Annotated in this window: 14 protein-coding genes and 2 pseudogenes; 5 read left to right on the top strand and 11 right to left on the bottom strand. The window is 45.7% G+C overall.

Annotated features, from left to right (window positions below; translation table 11 throughout):
- Positions 1–427: TSUP family transporter (locus tag D791_RS13945; RefSeq protein WP_036512853.1), on the bottom strand; the 427-nt coding region annotated here is incomplete at its 3' end.
- Positions 428–833: 406 nt separating this feature from the next.
- On the opposite strand from D791_RS13945, the gene D791_RS19145 reads away from it, so the two are divergent.
- Genes D791_RS19145 through D791_RS13925 form a run of 4 tightly spaced genes read left to right on the top strand, consistent with a single transcriptional unit; the run spans position 834 to position 6,107 of the window.
- The gene (locus D791_RS19145; protein WP_051514543.1) at positions 834–1,424 is read left to right on the top strand and encodes a TetR/AcrR family transcriptional regulator; all 591 of its coding nucleotides are present in this window, start codon (positions 834–836) and stop codon (positions 1,422–1,424) included.
- 34 nt (positions 1,425–1,458) lie between these two features.
- A complete protein-coding gene (locus D791_RS13935; protein WP_081763881.1) occupies positions 1,459–2,589 on the top strand; it encodes an efflux RND transporter periplasmic adaptor subunit in 1,131 nt (376 codons plus the stop codon).
- A complete protein-coding gene (locus tag D791_RS13930) occupies positions 2,589–5,630 on the top strand; it encodes an efflux RND transporter permease subunit (RefSeq protein ID WP_036512847.1) in 3,042 nt (1,013 codons plus the stop codon). Before D791_RS13935 ends, D791_RS13930 begins: the two co-directional genes overlap by 1 nt.
- Positions 5,631–6,107: a small multi-drug export protein gene (locus D791_RS13925; protein ID WP_014611862.1), complete on the top strand. Its 477-nt coding sequence runs from the start codon at positions 5,631–5,633 to the stop codon at positions 6,105–6,107. It abuts the gene before it with no gap.
- 52 nt (positions 6,108–6,159) lie between these two features.
- Here the strand turns inward: D791_RS13925 and D791_RS22055 are convergent.
- From D791_RS22055 to D791_RS13910, 3 genes and pseudogenes are all read right to left on the bottom strand, one after another.
- Positions 6,160–6,315, bottom strand: a pseudogene (locus tag D791_RS22055) (IS4 family transposase); the annotation flags it as partial.
- A gap of 1,184 nt (positions 6,316–7,499) precedes the next feature.
- Complete coding sequence (gene tyrS, locus D791_RS13915; protein ID WP_014611864.1) at positions 7,500–8,753, bottom strand: tyrosine--tRNA ligase; 1,254 nt, start codon at positions 8,751–8,753, stop codon at positions 7,500–7,502.
- An 87-nt stretch (positions 8,754–8,840) separates the two neighbouring features.
- On the bottom strand, positions 8,841–9,635 hold the full coding sequence (locus D791_RS13910; protein ID WP_157682381.1) for a helix-turn-helix transcriptional regulator: 795 nt from the start codon (positions 9,633–9,635) through the stop codon (positions 8,841–8,843).
- Positions 9,636–9,898: 263 nt separating this feature from the next.
- Between D791_RS13910 and D791_RS13905 the strand changes: the two genes are divergently transcribed.
- Positions 9,899–11,035 carry a GGDEF domain-containing protein gene (locus D791_RS13905; protein WP_036512839.1) on the top strand — a complete coding sequence of 379 codons (1,137 nt, stop codon included), beginning with the start codon at positions 9,899–9,901 and terminating at the stop codon, positions 11,033–11,035.
- 161 nt (positions 11,036–11,196) lie between these two features.
- Here the strand turns inward: D791_RS13905 and D791_RS13900 are convergent, their stop codons facing one another.
- The 7 genes and pseudogenes from D791_RS13900 to glmS form a co-directional block, all read right to left on the bottom strand.
- Positions 11,197–12,792 (bottom strand): Tn7-like element transposition protein TnsE, encoded by a 1,596-nt coding sequence (locus D791_RS13900; protein ID WP_014611867.1) that lies wholly within the window; start codon positions 12,790–12,792, stop codon positions 11,197–11,199.
- Positions 12,767–14,308, bottom strand: a complete 1,542-nt coding sequence (locus tag D791_RS13895) for a TnsD family Tn7-like transposition protein (RefSeq protein WP_157682379.1) — start codon at positions 14,306–14,308, stop codon at positions 12,767–12,769. Before D791_RS13895 ends, D791_RS13900 begins: the two co-directional genes overlap by 26 nt.
- A 5-nt stretch (positions 14,309–14,313) precedes the next feature.
- Positions 14,314–15,969 carry an AAA family ATPase gene (locus tag D791_RS13890; RefSeq protein ID WP_014611869.1) on the bottom strand — a complete coding sequence of 552 codons (1,656 nt, stop codon included), beginning with the start codon at positions 15,967–15,969 and terminating at the stop codon, positions 14,314–14,316.
- Positions 15,966–17,795: a DDE-type integrase/transposase/recombinase gene (locus tag D791_RS13885; RefSeq protein WP_202806880.1), complete on the bottom strand. Its 1,830-nt coding sequence runs from the start codon at positions 17,793–17,795 to the stop codon at positions 15,966–15,968. Before D791_RS13885 ends, D791_RS13890 begins: the two co-directional genes overlap by 4 nt.
- A gap of 73 nt (positions 17,796–17,868) precedes the next feature.
- Positions 17,869–18,042 (bottom strand): hypothetical protein, encoded by a 174-nt coding sequence (locus D791_RS20435; RefSeq protein WP_202806879.1) that lies wholly within the window; start codon positions 18,040–18,042, stop codon positions 17,869–17,871.
- On the bottom strand, positions 18,026–18,844 hold the full coding sequence (locus tag D791_RS13880) for a heteromeric transposase endonuclease subunit TnsA (protein WP_014611871.1): 819 nt from the start codon (positions 18,842–18,844) through the stop codon (positions 18,026–18,028). The genes D791_RS20435 and D791_RS13880 overlap by 17 nt, the downstream gene beginning before the upstream one ends.
- Positions 18,845–18,977: 133 nt before the next feature.
- A pseudogene (glmS, locus tag D791_RS13875) lies at positions 18,978–20,803 on the bottom strand (glutamine--fructose-6-phosphate transaminase (isomerizing)).
- Positions 20,804–20,809: the final 6 nt, after the last annotated feature.

Raw genomic sequence — 20,809 nt, 5'->3', positions numbered from 1 at the left:
TGGGTAACCAACGAGTTGGAAATGCTAAGTCCTGGAAGCGTGAAGAGAATTCAAGCAAGGCAAACAATACTATCAGGCTGCCAATTACCGCTTTTACGGCAGTGATCTCAAAGCTCATACCTGAGATGCTGTACTGCCAAAGAGGGGCCAATTGACTAAAGAAGGTTAACGAAGCCGCACCAAAAAAAGCGGCAATTGCAGCAGGAGCACTGAACTTTGCTACAACCGACCAGTTTGCTTGTCGGAACATCAAGCTTAGCTTGAAGAGATTGTTGCTAAAATGCACAACTGCAGTGGCGGCAACAGCAATCGGCACTGGGAAAAATATAGCAAATACGGGTAGTAGTATCGTGCCAACGCCAAAACCAGAGAAGAATGTTAATCCCGATGCCAAAAGCGCGACGATGCCGATGATGATCAGATCCATTGGAGGCCCTACTAAGCTCTTTTCATTAGCCTAACCGTTAGGTAACACTTACCATTTTCTGAGCAGCCCTATATAGCGTTGCAGACTAAGAATAAAAAAGCCAGTAACAATAACTGGCTTTTCTTCCATATTCAGTAGGAAACTTTATTACTCTCCCACATCAATGTGGCAATCAAATAAAGTTGGGAACTTACTACTCTCCGAGGCCTATTAATCAATAAGATAATAGCCTTTGCAAATTAATAAAGTTGGTAACAGATTACCCGTAAAACCCTAAAGCTATTTTTATAAAAATAATAAAGATAGTAACATTCAGAAAAATCCACTTCTACGTCACCCGATATCAGTTGACAAGAATCACCGCCATTTATATGATTGACCACTCACTAAAATAAGTGGTACTTTTATGTCTAATTTAGGTCGTCCAGTGAATTACGCGGCTCGAGAGGCCAAAATCGAAGCTATCCTTGATGCTGCCGTCCAATGCTTTGTTAAAAAGGGCTTTCATGGCGCTGGCATGGCGGAGATTTCTCGTGTTGCAAAAGTCAGCCAGGCAAGCCTCTATCAATACTTCGCCTCAAAAAATGAACTCATTCTGGAAATCGCTAAACGCTATTCTTCCAGAGATCTCGATGCTTTGAGAAGAATTGAGAGCGCTAGTGATTTCATGGATGCTTTGGAGCAAGAGGCCTATCTCACAGGCGATAAAACAGGGACTATTATGTATCTGGAGATCCTCGCAGAGTCATCCAGAAACCCAGAAATTAAGAAAGCGGTGCAAGATTCAGGTCAAGAGCTCTTTGACACCTGTTGTGCCATGATTAAGAAATTACAGGATAAAGATGAGGCAAGCTATTTGCTCACACCCGAGCAGATAACCCACTATATCTTTGCCTACATTGATGGTTTGTCCTGCCAAATAGCGACTGCGGATATTGAGTATTCGCGGGAGCTTTTACGTCAGCTTGTTCAGACCCTTCTTACACCAAAAAAGTAATTAATATTTAAGCCATACCTCAAGAGGGTTTGTTATGAGTTCGCCACTTTATATACTCGAACGATCAGTTATGTTATTAAAGAAATTCAGTAAGTGCGCATTGGTTAGCCTGCTTGTCTTATTCCAGGGTTGCAGTAGTGAAAGTATACCTGAGCCCACTAAGCAGAACATTCGAGTGGTAACACTCAATGAAGTCGGTGCAAACGCACATTACCAAGAATCTCGCTTTTCTGGAATAACACAAACAGAGAGCAGAGCGCAGCTGTCATTTGGCGTTCCTGGCAAAGTGCAAAAGGTGCAGGTAGATATTGGTAGCCGGTTAAAAGCGGGCGATATCATGGCGACACTAGATCTTGAGCCTTATCAACTCGCAGTCGATAACGCCCGCTCTGAAGCCTCAAGAGCGCAAATCGCGCTTGAAGAGCACCAAGCAAACTATGAACGGCTTAATCGTCTCAAATCAAATAATGCAGTTTCACAGCAAGACCTGGAAGCCGCACGAACGCTTTTTTTAACCGCTCAAGCCTCTGTGCGTGAAGCACAAAGCCGAGTCAGACTTACAGAAAGAGAACTAGCGCAAGCAGTAATAAAAGCCCCCTATGATGGTGTTGTTTCTACCAGACAAATTGAGCCCTTTGAAGAGGTGGCTCAGAATCAGGTCATTTTTACTTTCGACAGTTCAGCCCAACTTATTGTCGAATCATCAATCCCTGTGGCTTTGGCAAATGCTCTACGTTCTACAAATGAACAGGTTATCAGTATTAGTCATCAAGGAGCGTCTTTTGAGGCTGAGATGTCTCATATTGCAGAGCGCGCAAGTAATGGTTTGAGCTTGCCGGTTAAACTGCGTATACAAGTGCCAGAGGGCCATTTTTTACCGCCAGGTATCGTGGTCGCAGTGAACTATCGATTGAAGAATAGTGAAAACGTCCTATTAGTTCCTCACGGCGCAGTTTATGTTGAAGCGACAAGTAACAGTGCTTTCCTCTACTCCTTTAACGGTGAGTCCAATACCGTTAGTAAAAAACCTGTACAAATTGTCGATATTCAACCGTCAGGCTACATTATTAATGCTGAGTTGGAACTCGGAGAGAGATACGTAGCAGCCGGAGCAGCCTTTATTAGTGACGGTCAACAGGTTCGTATTTTAGGGGAGACGCGTTAATGTCCATTACAGGCTTCTCACTTGCTAACAGCCGTTTAGTGCTCTTTCTGTTTTTTATGCTTACGAGCATAGGATTGGCGTTATACCCGAGTTACCCGTCGCAGGAAGAGCCCACACTACCGATAAATGTCACTGTGATTACCGCTTACCACCCTGGCTTAGATATTTATCAAACGGAATCGCTGTTGGCGCGCCCGGTTGAACGTGCTTTGCGTGAACTGGAAGAAACTAAAAATATCACGACGTCTATTCGTGCTGGAGAGATCCATATCTCTTTGGAGATTAAGGACGGAACACCAGACTACGCGCAATCATGGCTCAGAGTCAGAGCGAAAATGCAGGATGTGCAAAACTCACTTCCCGAGGGAGTGTCTGGGCCTTTTGTTAACGATAGTTATGACGCCGTTGCCGTAATGACTGTTGCGCTTAGTGCCCCCAATCACACGTTTGAGCAACTCAGAAATAAAGCCAGTGAGCTGCGGGATTTTCTTTACGATATCCCCGGTATGGATAAAGTCACCTTGCATGGTGTCACTGAAGAGCAAGTGACTATCAATCTAAAGCCGTTTGCTGCGTCCAAATTTTCGATCAAGCCTAATGATATCTACCTGCAATTGCATAAAAACAATACGCTTGATGATATTGCCAGAGTGAATTTTAGCGACCAAGAGAGTCGTATTTATGTCAGAGGCGGCTACAACTCTATTGACGATATTAAAGCGATACCTATTGTGCTGCCGGACGGCAGCCAGTTACCACTTGATACGCTAGCTGATGTAATAAGGACAACTGCACAACCGCTTAATACCGCCGCCTATCTAAATGGGGGGCAGGCTATTGTTGTTGCAGGTTATATGACACCCGGCGTTAACATGGTCGATTTCAATGATCGCCTTCGTACACAAATAGCGCAGTGGGAATACGATTTACCCGCTGGCTTTCAATTGAAAATCATTACCGACCAAGGTGAAGTTGTTAATCAAGTCATATCCAAAATGATTTCAACCCTTCTGGAAACGATCCTGGTCGTAACTGTAGTCACCGTTATCGCCCTGGGTTTACGCGCTGGTTCATTGGTGGGACTTGCTGTCCCCATTACAGGCATTATGACATTAGTCGTTTTACGTGTGCTTGGTGTTGAGCTTAATGAGGTTAGTATCGCCTCGTTTATCATTGCACTTGGGATCTTGGTTGATAACCCGATGGTGATTGTTGAGGATATCTCAAAACGTATTAATCAAGGTGAGTCTGGTAAATCAGCAGCCTTACACGCCGGAAAGACACTGGGTACGCCAATGCTGATTGCTAGTCTAACGGTTATCCTGGCATTCGCCCCACCTATGTTCACCGATAATATCACTGCGATTTATATGCAGACGCTAACCATCGTTATTGGCGTCATGCTAATCATTTCCTGGTTTGTTGCCATTATGCTGGTGCCGATTTTGGCCCAGTGGTCTATAAGGAAAGGGAAAAACACTTCTGAGCAAAGTAAGCTCTCGCGCTTAATGATGATCATGTCTCGCTTTTGGGACAAAGTCATTAGCTGGCCAAAAGCATTTTTAGCAGGTGCGACAGCAAGCCTGCTCCTATCCTTATTTTTATCTGCGACCATTCCAGAGGCATTCTTTCCACCGTCTGAGCGCTCACAAATGCAAATATCCCTTGAGCTCCCAGCGGGCACACCTGCAAACCGCACAGCTGAAGTTGCACAAGAAATGACGCGATGGCTTGCAGAGGAACAGCGTTTTCCCCAGATTACAGGCGCTACTGCGTATGTTAGTGAAGGGGGGCCACGCTTTATCTTGGGCCTGAATCCGCCAGATCCGGCTCCGCATACCGCTTACTTTGTTATCAATCTTAGTAAAGAAACCAATGTTGCGGCCTTTGTAAGCCAACTTAGGGCTGAGATGCCTCCCGTTTTCCCCTATGCCAAGCTCGGGATCAACCCGTTTTTCATGGGTTCCACGCCTCCAGGCGAAGCAGCCATTAGAATCATCGGCAACAACCATAGTGATTTATTACAGGCTGCTGCAACGATTCAAGAGGCGCTTAGCAAAGTAGATGGAACCATTAACATCAAACAGGACTGGGAACAACCTATCCCCAGCTTAGTGGTAAATGTAGACCAGGCCGCTGCAAGCTATGCCGGAGTCACACGAGAAGACATTTTTTCCGCTCTTAGGAAAAATACTCTCGGAGAGAGTACATCTGAGCTTCGGGAAGGAGAGTTCTTGCTGCCTATTATGCTGGCAATGCCAACAGATAACGCGACACTGTCGCAATTAAATAATATTCAGATTTTCTCACAATCTTCTGATAAAACCGTTTATTTATCAGAAATTGCTCGCGTTGACACAGAGTTTCATCCGTCAATTGTGAAAAAGAGAAACTTACGGCCAACCCTTACGGTGACAGCGCTTAATCCGGCGATGACCTCTAAAGAGTTGGTTTCCAACATCGCAGAAACGTTGGAGCAAGTTCGCAATACCGGCAAAGTGCAAATCGAGTTTGGCGGAGAGATTGAAGAGAGCGAGGTGACCGCAGAAGCTATTTTTGCTTTCCTACCACTTTGTGTACTTATGATGATCATTTTATTCATCCACAAGTACAACTCGTTTCGTAAAGTAGTAATCATCGTACTGAGTATCCCCTTCTGTGCCATTGGATTACTTTTAGCACTGATCATTTTCAGGCTGCCTTTCGATTTTATGGCGAACTTAGCGATATTCGCCCTAATAGGGATTATTGTGTCGAATGCTATGCTAATTATCGAACAAATTGATATCGAGAAAGACGCAGGAAAATCTGAGCTTGAATCACTCAAATCGGCTTTAATGCAACGGTTTCGCCCTATTATGTTGACACAAATAACTACTATTTTAGGGCTGCTTCCTTTGCTTATCGCCAATGATCCCCTATGGCGCTCGTTTAACGTTGTGATAATGGGTGGCCTTATTTCAGGCACCATTGCATCCTTTATCGTTGTGCCAAGCTTATATGTTTTGTTCTTCACAAAAAAAGCAGCAAGGGCAATCTAAATGAATGACTTATTACTCTATATCAGTGTCTTTGTGGGGGCGGCAATTCCGGTGCTCGAAGTTTGGATTGCCGTCCCATTGGGTGTTATTGCTGGGTTACCATGGTTTCCCGCTGCACTTGCAGGCTTTTTCGGAAATTTGCTTTCGCTGTTACCCATAATTTATGCCAGTGAAAAAGTTAAGTTATTTATGAAGCGCTGGCGAAATAAACCCGAAACTGAGCAAGTTGCCCACGACATAACGGATCGTAAACATGTAATTATGGAAAAATTTGGTGTTCCAGGCTTGGCTTTTCTGGGGCCATTTTTGATTGGTATCCATGCCGCTGGTGCATTTGCAATTGCCATGGGGGCTAACAGAAAGGTTGTTATGTTTTGGTTTACCTTGTCACTGCTGGTCTGTTCGTTACTATTTGGATTTTTGGCGTCATTGGGGATCACTCAAATAGGAGAAGAAAAACAGCTTCCCTTTATGTAATGGCACAAAACAGAAGCTTTTCTGGTAGCCAGCTCCAAGGCCTGTCTCTTGATCACAAGTCAGCCTCTAGAGCGCGGGCTAAATCGTAACCTTCAAGGATGGTTTGTAGTTTGAACCATCCTTCCCATAAAACCTTAACGGATGCTCTACCTGTCCTTTTGGTGTCTTTCCATCCTCCAAGTCTGGCGAGATGCTCATAGGCCCAGCGCTTACCACTTTGGATGTACTGCTGTGCTTGGCGCACCGCTTGCCATGCATTGCGGTGAGGTCTGAAGCCATAGCTGGATATTGAGAAGCCCGGCTCAACCTTCAGTGTGAGCACTTGTGCTATCGCTTGCTGGATAAGCCGGTCTACCACGGTCGGGATACCCAGCGTTCTTATCCCGCCGTTTGGCTTGGGAATGTCCACTTTGCGTATCCGTCGTGGCAGGTAGCGACCCGCTATCAGCGCTGCTCTGACACTTGGCCAGTGCGCTTTCAGCCATGGTTTCAACTCCGATACGCTCAGGTTATCAATCCCTGCTGCACCTTTGTTTTCCACCACCCGCTGATAGGCCAGCATCAGATTCTCTCGGGTTATCACCGCGTCCATCGTCAACGGCACTTCCGTTTTCGTTCGCCCACTGGCCGCCGCGTCAATTTCAGCACCATAACGCAGCACCGGCGAATTCTGTTCGCTTCCTCTGGCCATGGCCGCAGTTTCCTGCGCTTGTGCATCATCAATCATCATAGAGTACCAGTATCCTAATCACGGTTAAAACATGTTCGGCCCTTCATGCTGTTGGTTAGCAACACTACTACGGCTTCGGCTGACTTCTGGTAGTCCATCCCAACACCTCATGATGTTAGTAGCACTTTGGCAGACTATCAGACCTCCCAGGGTAATTCGCGCGACCTTCCTGCTTATGCCTGTCGGTTATACGTTGCAGCATTCCATGCAAGTATTGGACTTTGGCGATATTGGCCACCTTACCCTGCTACAACGCCTAAACCGCTTCCTGTTCGTCAGGCCAGCATTTTGCTTTCAGCTTCCTTCAGATTTCACCTCACAGTGAACACCCTTGCCGTTCAGCTAACACTTCCCCTTGCCGGTGTGTAGAGGACTTTCACCTCCAAGTCATCTGCTAATCACCACAATCAGCAGATAGCGCCCGTCAAGGCGCTGCGCGCCATGCCCGGCGCACCAAAAAAAATCCCCGCTAATTTCTTAGCGGGGATTTGTGTATAAGAGACAGGCTCCAAGGCTGGCTACCGTTACTTACAAGTTACCAATACTCTTAATGGGTAACTTCACTCCTAGCCAAATTAAGGCGTATACCCACACCGCAAGTTTGTAACGGTGTCGCATATGCTTTATTTGTATTAAAGCTTCCGGGCATTAATCAATGTGCACTACGCGGCCAGAAGGACGAATTGCTTTCTCCCCCTTTGCAGAAGCCAGTATTTTTCATACAGCGGCAAACCAAGCTGACATTGTGCGGTACTTGCTCTTTTTCCATTCACGGAAATTGCCCCCTCTGCTATGAGTTCGCGAGCTGCACGTTTTGATATTGCCAAACCACTCTGAACAACGGCGTCAACTAAATTCAATCCTGCAATTTGCTTAGTAGGCAGACCATCAAGTTGTAACTGCATTATTTCATTTAATTGCAGCTCATTCACCTCACCATGAAACAAAGCTTTGCTAATCCGTTGTGCACTAGCTAAACCAGCCTCACCATGGACGAAACGAGTCAACTCCTCCGCCAAGACATGTTGTGCCTGCGGCTTTGACTGACTTGACTTATCATGTGCTTGAAGTCGTGCAATTTCATCACAACTTATAAAGGTGTAGTAATGTAAAAAGCGATAAACGTCTGCATCCGGCGTATTCAACCAGAATTGATAGAAAGCATAAGGAGACGTTTTACCTGCATCTAACCACACCGTACCAGTTTCGGATTTACCAAATTTTGTCCCGTCTGATTTTGTTATGATCGGAAGCGTCAAACCAAAGACATCACTGCCATTTCGCCGACGGGTAAAGTCGATACCTCCCAGAATATTTCCCCATTGGTCGTTACCACCAACCTGTAAACAACAACCGAACCGGCGGTTCAACTCTGCGAAATCATAGGACTGCAGCAAACTATAACTAAACTCGGTAAAAGATATACCCTGGTCGGGGCGTTGCAAACGCTGTCTGACTGATTCCCGGTTTAGCATGTTATTGATAGAAAAGTGTTTTCCAACGTCGCGGAAAAATGTAATTACGTTAACCTCGTTAAGCCAGTCTGCATTGTTTACCAGCGTCAGCGGCTCTCTTAATTTAGGCAACATTAAATCTAGAATTTGAGTAGCCAGTTCATTTACCCAGTTAGAGACTGTTGTCGTACTGTTCAGGCTTCGCTCTATCGCTTTAAAACTTGGATCACCGATCAGACCGGTAGCCCCACCAAGCAATACGATAATCCTATGACCTGCATCTTGAAATCGCTTGAGTAAGATTAACGGTACTAAATGCCCAATGTGTAGACTTCCGGCTGTAGGGTCAAAGCCACAGTATACAACCTGAGGTGTGCACAACAGCGCTTTGATGGCATTGATATCTGTCGCTTGGGCAATTAAGCCCCTACATTCCAAATCTTCTATCAGTGTAGTGTTCATTTTCAACCCTGCTCTGTTGAATCAAAAATACAACACTAAACAGTTAACCGGATTGGTTCTATGTCCCTTTAGGGATAGTTTTTGCAATTAGTCTGGCGAGTGCGTTATCAGATGATTGAGGAATAACTTAAACAACTCACTGATTGAATTAACTCGTAATTGGGTGTAAATCCTCTTGCGATAGTTTTTTATTGTTCCGATAGACAGGCCGAGCTGCTTCGCGATTTCACTGCTGTCTGCTCCTTGAACCAAGAGGCTTGCAACTTGCTGCTCACGTTTGGTAAGTAATGTCTGTGCGAATACCTCTAGTGACTCGTCAATGTAACGTCTCATAGTCATGCGGCTTATGGAAATTTCATGTAGCGACTGAGATAAACTAAATGTAGCATGCCGCCAATGCTGTTGACATAACGCTTTAATTACAGAGAATTTTGACGTTAAATGCTCGATATGCGTCGTTGTGAAATTTTCACCTGCTTCCGTAATACCCAGAAATATCAGGATATTGCGCTCATGATCTAAATTTATAGTTATACACAATTCATCCTTCCAGCCAGTCTGTACATAGAACTGCCGCAAGTATTCATGATGAACATTCTTTTGTATGAGTTTAGCCAGGTTAAATACACCCTCTTGCCTGATCAGAAGCTGATTATAAAAAGGATCCTGTTGAAATTTATTCATCAAATAATCCTGGAACAACAAATGACGGCTGGTTTCGAGTGAGTCATACAAGTATACCGGATGCTTACCGGCACCATATCCGAGGACAACGGCATTGTCATAGTGACATATCGCATTCAGGAGACGCATTAGGGCGGGCGTAAAACGTGCGGTGTTAATAGCAGCAATTGTTTCAGCTACTAAGGCATCAAGTCTCACGTCAGTCACATATTTCATTATTGCCAATCACGAAAACTGTTCAAATTACCAATACGTTAGCATCTATAGCCAGTCGAAAACGAGTTATTACCAATGACAAAGAAGATTTTATAGTCTCTTGAACACTACCCCTAATAAACTTGGACACACTCTTATTCAGGATATCTCAGCTATACTCTTACCGCAGGCCAGTAAATTTTTTCATCACAACGAAAAACGCTTTTAAAGCGTTCTCAAGAATTTTCACTGAAGTTTGGATATAAATGATGTTTTATAAAAACGAGAATGCTTTGACCGCAATAGTTCAGTTGAGCAGGCTCGAACTTAGCAGTGATTATTTAAATAAGAAATTTAACGACCATCGGTTATATACAGTAGCGATTTTACTGATACTCATTCCTTTGGGGCTTGCCGAGGGTGTTTTTGATTACAAATCGCATCCTGAAATAAAGAGTGAGTTATTGCAGCTGAGACTTTACTTTATTTTATTAGTTATACCTGCTTGGATCATTTTAAAATCAAGTAGTTTGAAATTAGTTACGGCAATAATTTTAGTGACGCTGGTTTTTTCTGCGTATCTCGGTATAAGAATAATAGAGCATACTGGCGAAGACTTAGTGACAACAGTGAGTAATGTGGCACTCTATCCCTTTTTTATCTTTTTTGTTCTCATCGGCTTCTCAATCTACATTCAGATTTTTTTTCTTACTGTTGCTCTTTCCTATGTTTTTCTAACCGAAAACCATGGCGTACTGGATGAGTTGATACAAAACGCTTATTTTCAGATTTCAGTGCAATCGAGCGTTTCAACTTTATTCATTATGCTCGTTTTTTCATGGAGTTATTATCATCGTTACAACCTTCAACTCGCTTTAGAGAAGTCCTCCCAAACAGATCCGCTAACAGGTGTTGCAAACCGGCGTCACTTCGATAACCTACTTAAATCAGCGACAACTCGAAGTGCTCGCTCGGGAGTTGAGTGCTCTCTAATCTTACTCGATATAGACCATTTTAAAAGCATCAATGATACTTTTGGTCACCCTACCGGAGATCGCGTTATCTGCGCGCTTGCAGATTTATGTGTAAAACAGTCAAGAGCAACTGACCTCGTTGCTAGACTTGGTGGGGAAGAGTTCGCGATTATTTTACCTGATACCAATATAACTGATGCAGAAAATCTTGCAGAGCGGATTCGAAAGCACGTTGAGGATATATCCGTGGCTGGTGATGCGGGAGAAATTGTTAAATGGACTATAAGCTTGGGGATATCAGCCTTGCCATTAAATAAAAGCAGTGCCAATACAACCGAAATAGTTATGGAAATGTTTATCCGACAAGCAGACAGCGCACTTTACGAGGCAAAGAACAATGGGCGGAATCAAACAGTATTGTCGCAATAAAATGTGTTTTAAAAAATTTCCTTTTTTATTCAATTAAATGCCAAGCCAAACAGAACAACGGATGTGATTTCGCTCAGCTCAAGTAAAGAGCTTTGCCTTGAGTAGCTATCATAGTCCAGGATAATAAGTTTCTCGACTGCTATATTGTTAAAACGGTTATGTTACGATAATCTAATCTCCTTATAAACTCGCTCAGCCCAATGTTTAATTGACTCATTTTCAAGGAATCCTTTATTTTCAGATGATGATTTTGGATGAGGCACACGCTTATATCTATCACTAAAGAGCTTTTTGATTAGCGTTGTAGGCCATGCCAGTGATTTTTTTAATAACCTGATTTCCAACTCTCGAAGAGTGCGTTCCCAATCAAATTGGACATGCGGCTTCAACAGGAGTGTCGATAGTCTGTTCTTATTATCGGAAGTATCCACTTCTATCAATGCGTACTCTTGACCATCCTTTTCAATTCGATGAAAAGCCAGACAACGTGGGTTACCATCTGCAAGCAAGTGTTTGGAGTAACCATCAATAGTGGGAAGCTTTCGGATTTCCCTGTGGATGTGGCGGTAACCCGACATGCCAACCAATTGCAGCACCATAGCGTTAAAGGCTTCAAATTTATCCGCATAGAGATGTGCGTCGTCGCTCTTGTCTTCCATGCCATCATAATCTGCTGAAGGTAATGTACCGTGAGTACTGGCCTCATCCGTACTTACTTCAAAGCCAGTATTTTCTGGAGAGTCTGACGAGTCGCCCTCCTGGCCCAAACAGCCAGTCTGTCCTTTTCCCTTACCTATGCGAGTTGTCCGAATGGGATTAGCAAACTCAAATGCGACGGCTGGCGTTTCAATCCGGATTTCTGTTTGATCAGTATCTGGCTCTTGTTCGTCATCAATTTCCAATTCTGGGCCGGATTGCGGGCCCGGTCGAACAGCATACCCCTGGCCTGCTCGCCTCTCAGCGAATCGGGGATCGACAAAATCGACATAGGCGGGACAATCACCGGTTAGATTAGAAACACCATAAATCTCATACACAAAAAATGCTTTTCGTTCCTGATCGTAATGACCACGAAGTGTCAGCTCAACACCTGCGAGCGGTGGTGGTTCAAATTGAAAACGCCACAGACGGTACTTGTCTGTGTCATAACCGTTTTGAAGTTGGTAGCGGGCAACACTTTCAAAAGACAGCTTAGCTTCCTCATCCAGCAATATCCAGGCTAACAACCGTCTTAATGCATAGTCACCTCTGACGTACAGCGGCAGAGTGCAGGTTGGCAGAATATTGACGAGCGCCTTGCTCAACTTATCTGAGCGCTGGACATCAAACTCCTGAGAGAGTCCGTTGGGGATCAAAGCTAAACGCGTTATATAGGCGTGGTGGAAGAACAGCACTCGCGCTAATTCGAGCTGAGGAAGATAATACTGCGTTCCACCAAATTCAAAATTAAAGCACCATTGCTGTCCATCATCCTGCCGATTTACCACCGGAATTGGACAGGCTTCGATAGGTTCAGTACGCCAATGACGAGTATTTTCTATCACAATACGGGACTGGAATCCGGCAGGGCGTGGTTGTTCGCTTGCATTGACCACCCTGCGTCTTGCTAAGACCGGAATTTGAGAGACACCAAAATATTGTTTCTTTTGGCCTGGTGCCAGTTTGACATTAATGTGCCAATCAGGGCCATCATGGCGGCGAAATAAAGAGCCAATCTCCCGGATAACACTGTTATTTTCTACACCTTTGAACTTCATGTTCCGTATCCACTAAATTTTCCAAATACTGCCTGGCAGGCTCCATCATTCGTTCTTCACTCAATCCGGCGTTTCGCAACAATCGCCACCTTGGCGGCGAGTCAAAGAGAACCCGTAAATCGTCATAGGCATTTTGCAAGCGTCGGATCTGGTACTGGGGAACGCTTTCCGAATTAGCCACCAAAAATGCCGATGTACATGGCATTTGATGGAGGTTTTTCTCAAGGGTTGAGAGATTGCCAAGCAACTTAAGGTAGTAGGTTCTTGAGCGCCTGGGCCCTTGTTTATTTGCATTCAAAAACGTAACCAGTTGTCGAAGTGCTTGCAGATATTCCCGATCCCGTTTGTCCCAATCAATACGTGGTACGTTATGGTTTGCCTTGTCTTGTGCATAGCGATGGTTAACGTCCAACAGCCAGTCGCGATGATTCCGATAGAGCCTGGCATACAAGTCTGGTGATTTTTTTCTGGCTTGAAGGGGTTGACGAGATGACAACAATTCGAGCCAAGCTTCCTGATCTGGCGTTTGACTGCTCGACTGTTGCATCACAACCTTAACTTGTTGTGGCGTTTTACGTGTTGGTTTCCGCCTAACTTCATCAAGCACATCGTCTATCTGCCATTGCTTATCCAGCAATGCCTGATGAACAACAATATGCTGAAGATAATTGAAACTTTTTCGATGCTTGCGGAAGATTGCTTTCAGCCAGTCTGAGTCATCAATATCGGAACTGGGAGGCATCAGACGGTTTCGGATTAACCAAGCGGCAGGCCACACCTTTAATACCTTATTTTTTATCACCGAGTGGTCAACTTGGGCTTTTCCCCGATAAAAACCCAGTCGATAAGCAAGGCTGCGATAATACTCTGTCCATTGCTCAAAACTGGGGGACGCTTGCGCCGGCCGAACTAACAACCGTCGCACCTGAGTGGTTATCCAATCAGATACTTCCATTCCCTTTTGCTGTTTAGTCACATGACAGTGTTCAGGTGCAGCAGCGATAAAGCGATGACGTTCAATCAGGGGGCGAGCAATCCGCGTATCCATCAACACACCGTGTTCGGGGCACGATTCCACTCCGGCAACCTGCCATTCTCGTCGCCAAAAATACTCACCAAATTGTTCACGTTGAGCGGCTATGCAACCGGGGCAGTACCTGACAAAACGCGGGGATTTAATGCGAGAGGCGGAAACTCCTAATGCCAGATGAGCGGCACCCTGAGTACCCTGGTACAACCAATTCATGCACTGAAGCCGTCGAGCCTCAGGAACAAAAGGTGCGTAAAGCGGAAATAAAGTATGGTTGTAGATCAATCTTTCGGGTGTGAACTCCTCTGGAAGCCAGCGAGAGAGCGTTGCAATATGGTTAGGTAAGTCTATCGTTGCGATAATACTGCGAGATTCGAAGACCTCATCCAACAGTTGCTTTGGGCTGGTCAGCCCTTGCCGGACACCCGCTCTTGCCACGGCGCTATACATCAACTCCTCTGTGTAAGGTATAGGAAAGTTCAACACGGCCATCACCCAAAGGAATTAACCCAGTCTTGGGCATCAAAAAGCAAGCCGTTGCAGCCAAGTGATTCCTGGAAGGTTTCCTCATTGGCGGACTGAGAGAATAGAAAGCGCAAGTCTTCTGAATCCAAGGTATGCCAGTCAGCTTTCTTCATCGCCTTAAGTTTGGGGGTGGATGACGCTGGCTTTTCTATCTCTGCACTCTGATACCAAGAGAGGATCAGCGGCATAAGATCCTTCATCACAAGGCCTGGATGATCCTCAAAAGCTCTGTTGATCAGAGGTTCAAGCAGCTCAGAGACATACCCCATATCAACCAGCATATTATGCAAACGAACAGCTTGTTCATTACCCCCATACTTGACTACGGTATCAATGCGTTCCTGGCTGGAACGCAGCAGGTGGCTCAGTTCCAGTATTTTTCTATCCACGTCGGGGATAGTCAGATCTGAGTAACGCGCAATTTTTGTCATATCACCCGACCGTAACGCATCAATCATGGGGTGGATAGGTTTTAGCTCATCCTGGTAGACCTTTCGCATCAAGGCGGGGGTAATGCGCTCAATGCCGGTGACAACAGCCCGGATCTGTGACAAAACAAACAACTTGATGACGACATCCATAATGCCTTGTGAAAGCTCGTACCAAGTATATCTAATCTCATCGGTCACTTCAGGGGATGCTTTAGTCAGCCATTGATACTTCCACAAACGGCCAGTGAAGGCTCCCCACTCGGTACGGGATACCTCCTGCTCGCCTGATGGTTTGCTTAAAGGCTCCCATAGTATTGAACCAAAACCTGCACCACGACGAGCGGACCGCAGATCCAGTTCAAAGACAGATCTGGCCTTTGGTGTCCCCACCATGACAACCGGGACCGAAATTTCATTAACCAGTGTGACAAAGAAATTGAGCATGCGCTCGGCACCACCTGAATTCTTAACACTCAGATGCTGGATTTCATCAATCACTAACAGTCCAATTGCGTGGGTGTTGGCAATGTGTGCCATTACCGCAATCAAGGTTTCTACGCTATGTCGTTTTTCCACGTAGCGACGTACGTAATTCGTGGCGAGTACCGCGTCAATTTCCCGAAAGAAGTTATGACACAGGCTTTTCAACGAACCGTCATGCGGGCAGTCAATTTTAAGGAAAACGATCTGTGTGAAGTTGTAAGCTTCGTGATATATCAACTGGGGATAGGTTGCCAGAATACGGTTCAATGAGCTTGTCTTGCCTGAACCAGAACAACCGATGAAAGCCAGACTCTTAGCGGTGGATTCCACATGCTCGAACCGGAAAACAGCCAAATCCCCCTGCATGACACGCTCATAACCATTCTGGATATGGGCATTCAGTTCGCCTGTCGCCAGATTTCTGCCAACATACCCTTGTCGAAGCATGACTGATAATTTTGACTCCAGTTCAATGTGACGGGATAGCGGCTGGAAAAAATTATCAAGTAATTGAGATATGACATGAATACGGGTCTGGCCATCAAGATAAACGTCGGTTGGGCGAAACGTAATTTGACCCGATAACCCGTCCTTTAGCTGACGCCGGTCCAGAATCGGCGGCAAAGCTTCAATGAGCGGGTTTCCTTGGTACTGTCTGATCCCGGTATCATTATAAATTGCCTGCACCATGCCTTTGGGTAACGTCATTCATCATCTCCAAACAGGTCATCCAGAAAATCTGGGAAAGCCCCATCTTCGGGCTGATCAGTCAAATACCTGACATCTGCTTTGGGTTTCGGCTCAGTAGCCTTGTTATCCGCTCGACGTTTCTGGCGTTCCTGATCACGGGCTTCCAGTCGGTTTTGATTGATGCCAGCCAAAGTTCCTGTTTTTGATTCACCAAAGTAGGAAGGACGTAACTTTTCCGCGTTTTGGATGGTTTCCTGAATCACATTTTCCAGCGATCTTTTGCTTTCCCTCTCTTTCAATTTAGCTGCTGCTGTTGATTTTCGTTGTTGCTGCTGGCTGTCCCATAACTCCCACATCGACCGGCCCCTAAATTCCCTTGAGCGGTCTGTTAGCGAGCACTCCCAATAATCTGATTTTGTTGCATCTGGGAAGACATAAATGATGTCGGTTACCGCGGGGTCATACGCCGCCATAAAGGGGCCAGGTCGCTGTTGCCCGGTTCTATGGAGCCAGCCAGACGCCAGCAGCTCCCTACAGGTATAAAAGGCACCGAAGCATTGAATACCGTAATCGGAAAGCGTTACTTTTTGACGAGGCAACAATGCCAGCTTCAGCGCCGACTCCGATGTGTTACGTAGCCGTCCGCTACGATTTTGAATACCCCATTGCCAGATATTAATTGGTACAGGTGCGAGTATATCCGGCATATCCGGATCGCGGTCATACTTGACCAATACCGAACTCTGGTTGCGATGCAGGATAGAGCCGATAATTATTTTAGTGAATTCGTCCAATGTAAGTGTTGCATCCAACCGATAATCTTTCCCGCCGCGCTTTTTGATGGTGGTTCCAGCAACCACTCCTGGTGCAAACGGCTTGAAGTCTGCTTGAATAGTACGAAAATGCCGCTCAACGATACCCTTCGCATCCCCACGATAAGGTGGTGTATTTTCAATCCGAACACCAAAGGCCTGCTCCAGATATTCAATTTGATGGCCCAGCAACTCACCACGATCAGCCAAAATGGCGTCCGGCAGTCCAATCGACGGCCAATCCTCTGGCTCGATGTCATAACCGAAAGACTGGCATATCTGAGATTTATCGATCATGGCGTTGACCAGTGCCAACATAGCCGTCACATAGGAGGGGTTTTCAAATCCCACATAGAAACCAGCAATCAATCTGCTATAGACATCGACAACCACGTACAAAGTTGGTCGGCCAATAATTTTTTGTCTGTCAGCGGAAAGCAGATAGATATCGGCAATAGTCGCGTCGATCTCGTACCGTGCACCAGGACCGTGAACCCCAGTTGTGGCTGTTCCTTGTAACGGTCTGATGTCCTTTTGATATTCAATTTTATTGGCTCTCAGCCGGATACGTTCAGGCCGGACATATTCCCGCTCGTAGAAATAGCGTAGTTGAGCAACTGTCGGGAAGTTCTCTTTCGGTACATCGGGATGAGCCGTTTCAAACATGTCTTCGAAGCGTCGATGAGCATAGGGTAAAGAATGATTCTTCTCCGTCAGATAGTGGCGATCAAGCACAATGCGAAACATGCGTTCAACGCCAGTATCTACAATGGCGCCAGTACCCGGTGCTATACTTCTTGGACGCCCTAATTTTTTTCCTGAAGCTGTGCGTTTCTTTCCTCGCCCGCCTGATTTATCGTAGTCCGGCAAAAGCGCGTTCGGTATGCAACCTCGCTGCCAATATTGGCGAAGATAAGCATATAGTGTTTTTTTAGCTGTTCCAGATTCATTCACAACCTGCTGAACCAGTGCGCCTCGACCACTGCGATAATAGATATCCGGTTGGTGTAGTAAAGGCTCAATAACGGCCATTCGCTTGTCCCGAATTTGCTGTGCTACTGAGCCGTGTTCCGGGAGCTGAGCGGCAAGATGGGAATAGGGGTCATCAATTTTTTTTTAACGTCTCAGAAAGAATGAAGTCTTCCACTTCTGCCACGGAAACCCGTTCAGGGAAAGCTTTGTCGGAATCAACATTAATCCATGTATATCGAATGTCTGAGACATCAAGAATTCGATACCGAGCCTCTTCGAATGCCACAACATCATTGATTCGCAACATAATAATTCCTCAATGAATCAATGTCTGAAGATGCTTGTAATTCCCCTACAGCCAGCGTTGACCAAGGCTTTCTGATATCGAATAAGAAAACCCTCAAGGCTAACAGCGAACGTATCTTTTGCAGGGATTCGCCTGGAGAGAGTGAATAGGCTTGATCGAGCATCATCGAAACTTGAGAAATCAGTAAAGTCGGATGATTTATAAAGAAACCCAAGTAAAGGGAAGCCATATTCAGAGTATCTTCGATTCCATCCAGAACCAATTGCGCTGGATACAGCCAGGCAATATTTTTGGTGACGGTCTTGGGAATTTGTTTTTCTGTCAGCAAATACCATGGAACTTCCTTTAACGCCCAATAACGCCGTTCAAGCTCCAGTTTTTCGATGGTTCTAGAATTAGAAAGATCTGAAGAGGTCTTTACCTGAATAGCCATTCTGGGAAGCTCAGGCTTATTAGTGTCCACTAGAAAATCCGTGGACATGACTTGAATTTGTCCTCGTACTTCGGGATGACGGATACGCGCTTGCGCTGCAAGCTCAATGGTATCTTCTAATCGGAGAGGGTATTGCTCCCGGATATCAGTGACAGATGGATTCCAATCAAACAGAAAGAACGCCGCCAGCTCTAGGTCTGACAACAGATGGTGGGTTCGCTGAGTCTGGAATCCCCAGATGCGGTGAGATCGTCCAGCAGAAGGCAGGTCTCTGACGGTCAACCAGGGTTGGTAATCTTTTCCTGACCCCTTTCCGCGACCTTGTTTAACCCATTTAAGTGAACGAGAGTCAAGGGAAAAGCTGGTCAAGCTCCGTACCTCCGACATTACACATAAAGTATACGGAGCTAAGTTACCAGCTTTATTTGCAAGTTACCAACTATATTTAAAAGTAACCTACTTTATTTAAATCCCACAATCAAAAAGATATATTCCAATCCTCCTACTCCACCGTAACACTTTTCGCCAAGTTACGCGGCTGATCCACATCCGTCCCTTTTAACACCGCGACGTGATAGGACAGGAGCTGTAAAGGCAGCGTATAAACAATCGGCTCCATCAGTTTACTGCAAGCCGGAAGGGCGATGACTTGCATGCCCTCTTCAGATTTTAATGTTTGTTCACAACCCGCAAACACAAACAGCTCACCACCCCTGGCACGTACTTCCTGTAAATTGGCTTTGAGCTTGTCCAGCATTTCATTATTCGGGGCAACGGTGACAACGGGCATATCTTTATCCACAAGCGCTAAAGGCCCGTGTTTTAATTCACCGGCTGGGTAGCCCTCTGCATGAATATAGGAAATCTCTTTTAGCTTTAACGCTCCTTCCAAGGCAATCGGATACAGTGCGCCACGCCCTAAGAATAACGCATGATGCTTCTCTGCAAAGGCTTCAGCCATGGCTTTTACAGGCTCGTCTAGGTCGAGAATGGTGCGGGTAAGGGTCGGTAAATTTTGCAAATCGGTGACGATCTGCTTTTCTTGTTCCGAGCTTAAGCCATGACGACGCCCTATCACCAAACAGGTCAGCAAAAGAGCAACCAGTTGCGAGGTAAAGGCTTTCGTGGAGGCGACGCCTATTTCGGGACCCGCATTGGTCATTAAGCAGAGATTCGATTCACGCACCAATGAACTACCCGGTACGTTGCAAATACTCAAACTGGCGAGAATTTGCGATTTAACATCCCTTAACGCCGCGAGGGTGTCGGCGGTTTCACCCGATTGGGATAAGGTTATCAACAGGGTACCTTCGCGTATCACCACGGATCGATACCGAAACTCGCTGGCCACTTCCACCATACAAGGCAAACCAATCAATTCTTCAAACCAGTATTTTGCCACCATGCCTGCATGATAACTCGTACCGCACGCGACGATTTGAACTTGCTTGATTTGATCAAACACATGCTTGGCATCTACACCAAAAGCCTGTTCCAGAACATGCCCGTTGGCAATACGTCCTTCAAGCACCTGTGCCATTACATCAGGCTGTTCATAAATCTCTTTCAGCATGAAATGTTTAAATTCACCTTTATCCACAGCACTAATGCCATGTTCATACACTGAAATAGATCGCTGTACGTCCTGGCCAGACTTATCCACAATTTCAACTTGATCTTGTGTCAGTAAAGCGATGTCACCGTCCTCTAAAAACATAAACCGATCGGTAACGGGTAATAAGGCAAGCTGATCGGAGGCGATAAAATATTCACCCATGCCCACACCAATGACGAGAGGGCTACCTTTTCGTGCGGCCACTAATAGATCAGGAAAGTCCTTGTGGATAACTCCTAAGGCAAACGCGCCTTCCAGTTGCGACACAGTATTTTGTACTGCCTGTTTCAAAGACATACCGGATTGAATGGCTTGGTCCAGTAAGTGTGCCACGACTTCGGTATCTGTCTCCGACGCAAACACGTAGCCTTGTTCAATCAACTGAGCTTTGATGGGTTCGTAGTTTTCGATGATGCCATTGTGGACAACCGCTAGCTGCTCACCTGACATGTGTGGATGTGCGTTAACTTCATTCGGTTTACCGTGAGTTGCCCAACGCGTGTGTGCTATTCCAGTGTGCCCGCGCAAGGTTCTGTGGATAACGCATCGGCTAAGGCAGAGACCTTACCTGCCCGTCTTAATCTGTGGATATCCTTATCCGCAATCAAGGCCATTCCCGCTGAATCATAGCCGCGATATTCAAGCCGACGTAATCCCTCAAGCAGAATTTCAGCTACGGGTCTAGCTGCAACAGCTCCTACTATTCCACACATGCGCTT

It is taken from the genome of Nitrincola nitratireducens (genome assembly GCF_000585235.1).
Taxonomy (GTDB): Bacteria; Pseudomonadota; Gammaproteobacteria; order Pseudomonadales; family Balneatricaceae; genus Nitrincola; species Nitrincola alkalisediminis.
This window is presented reverse-complemented; position numbering and strand designations above follow the sequence as displayed.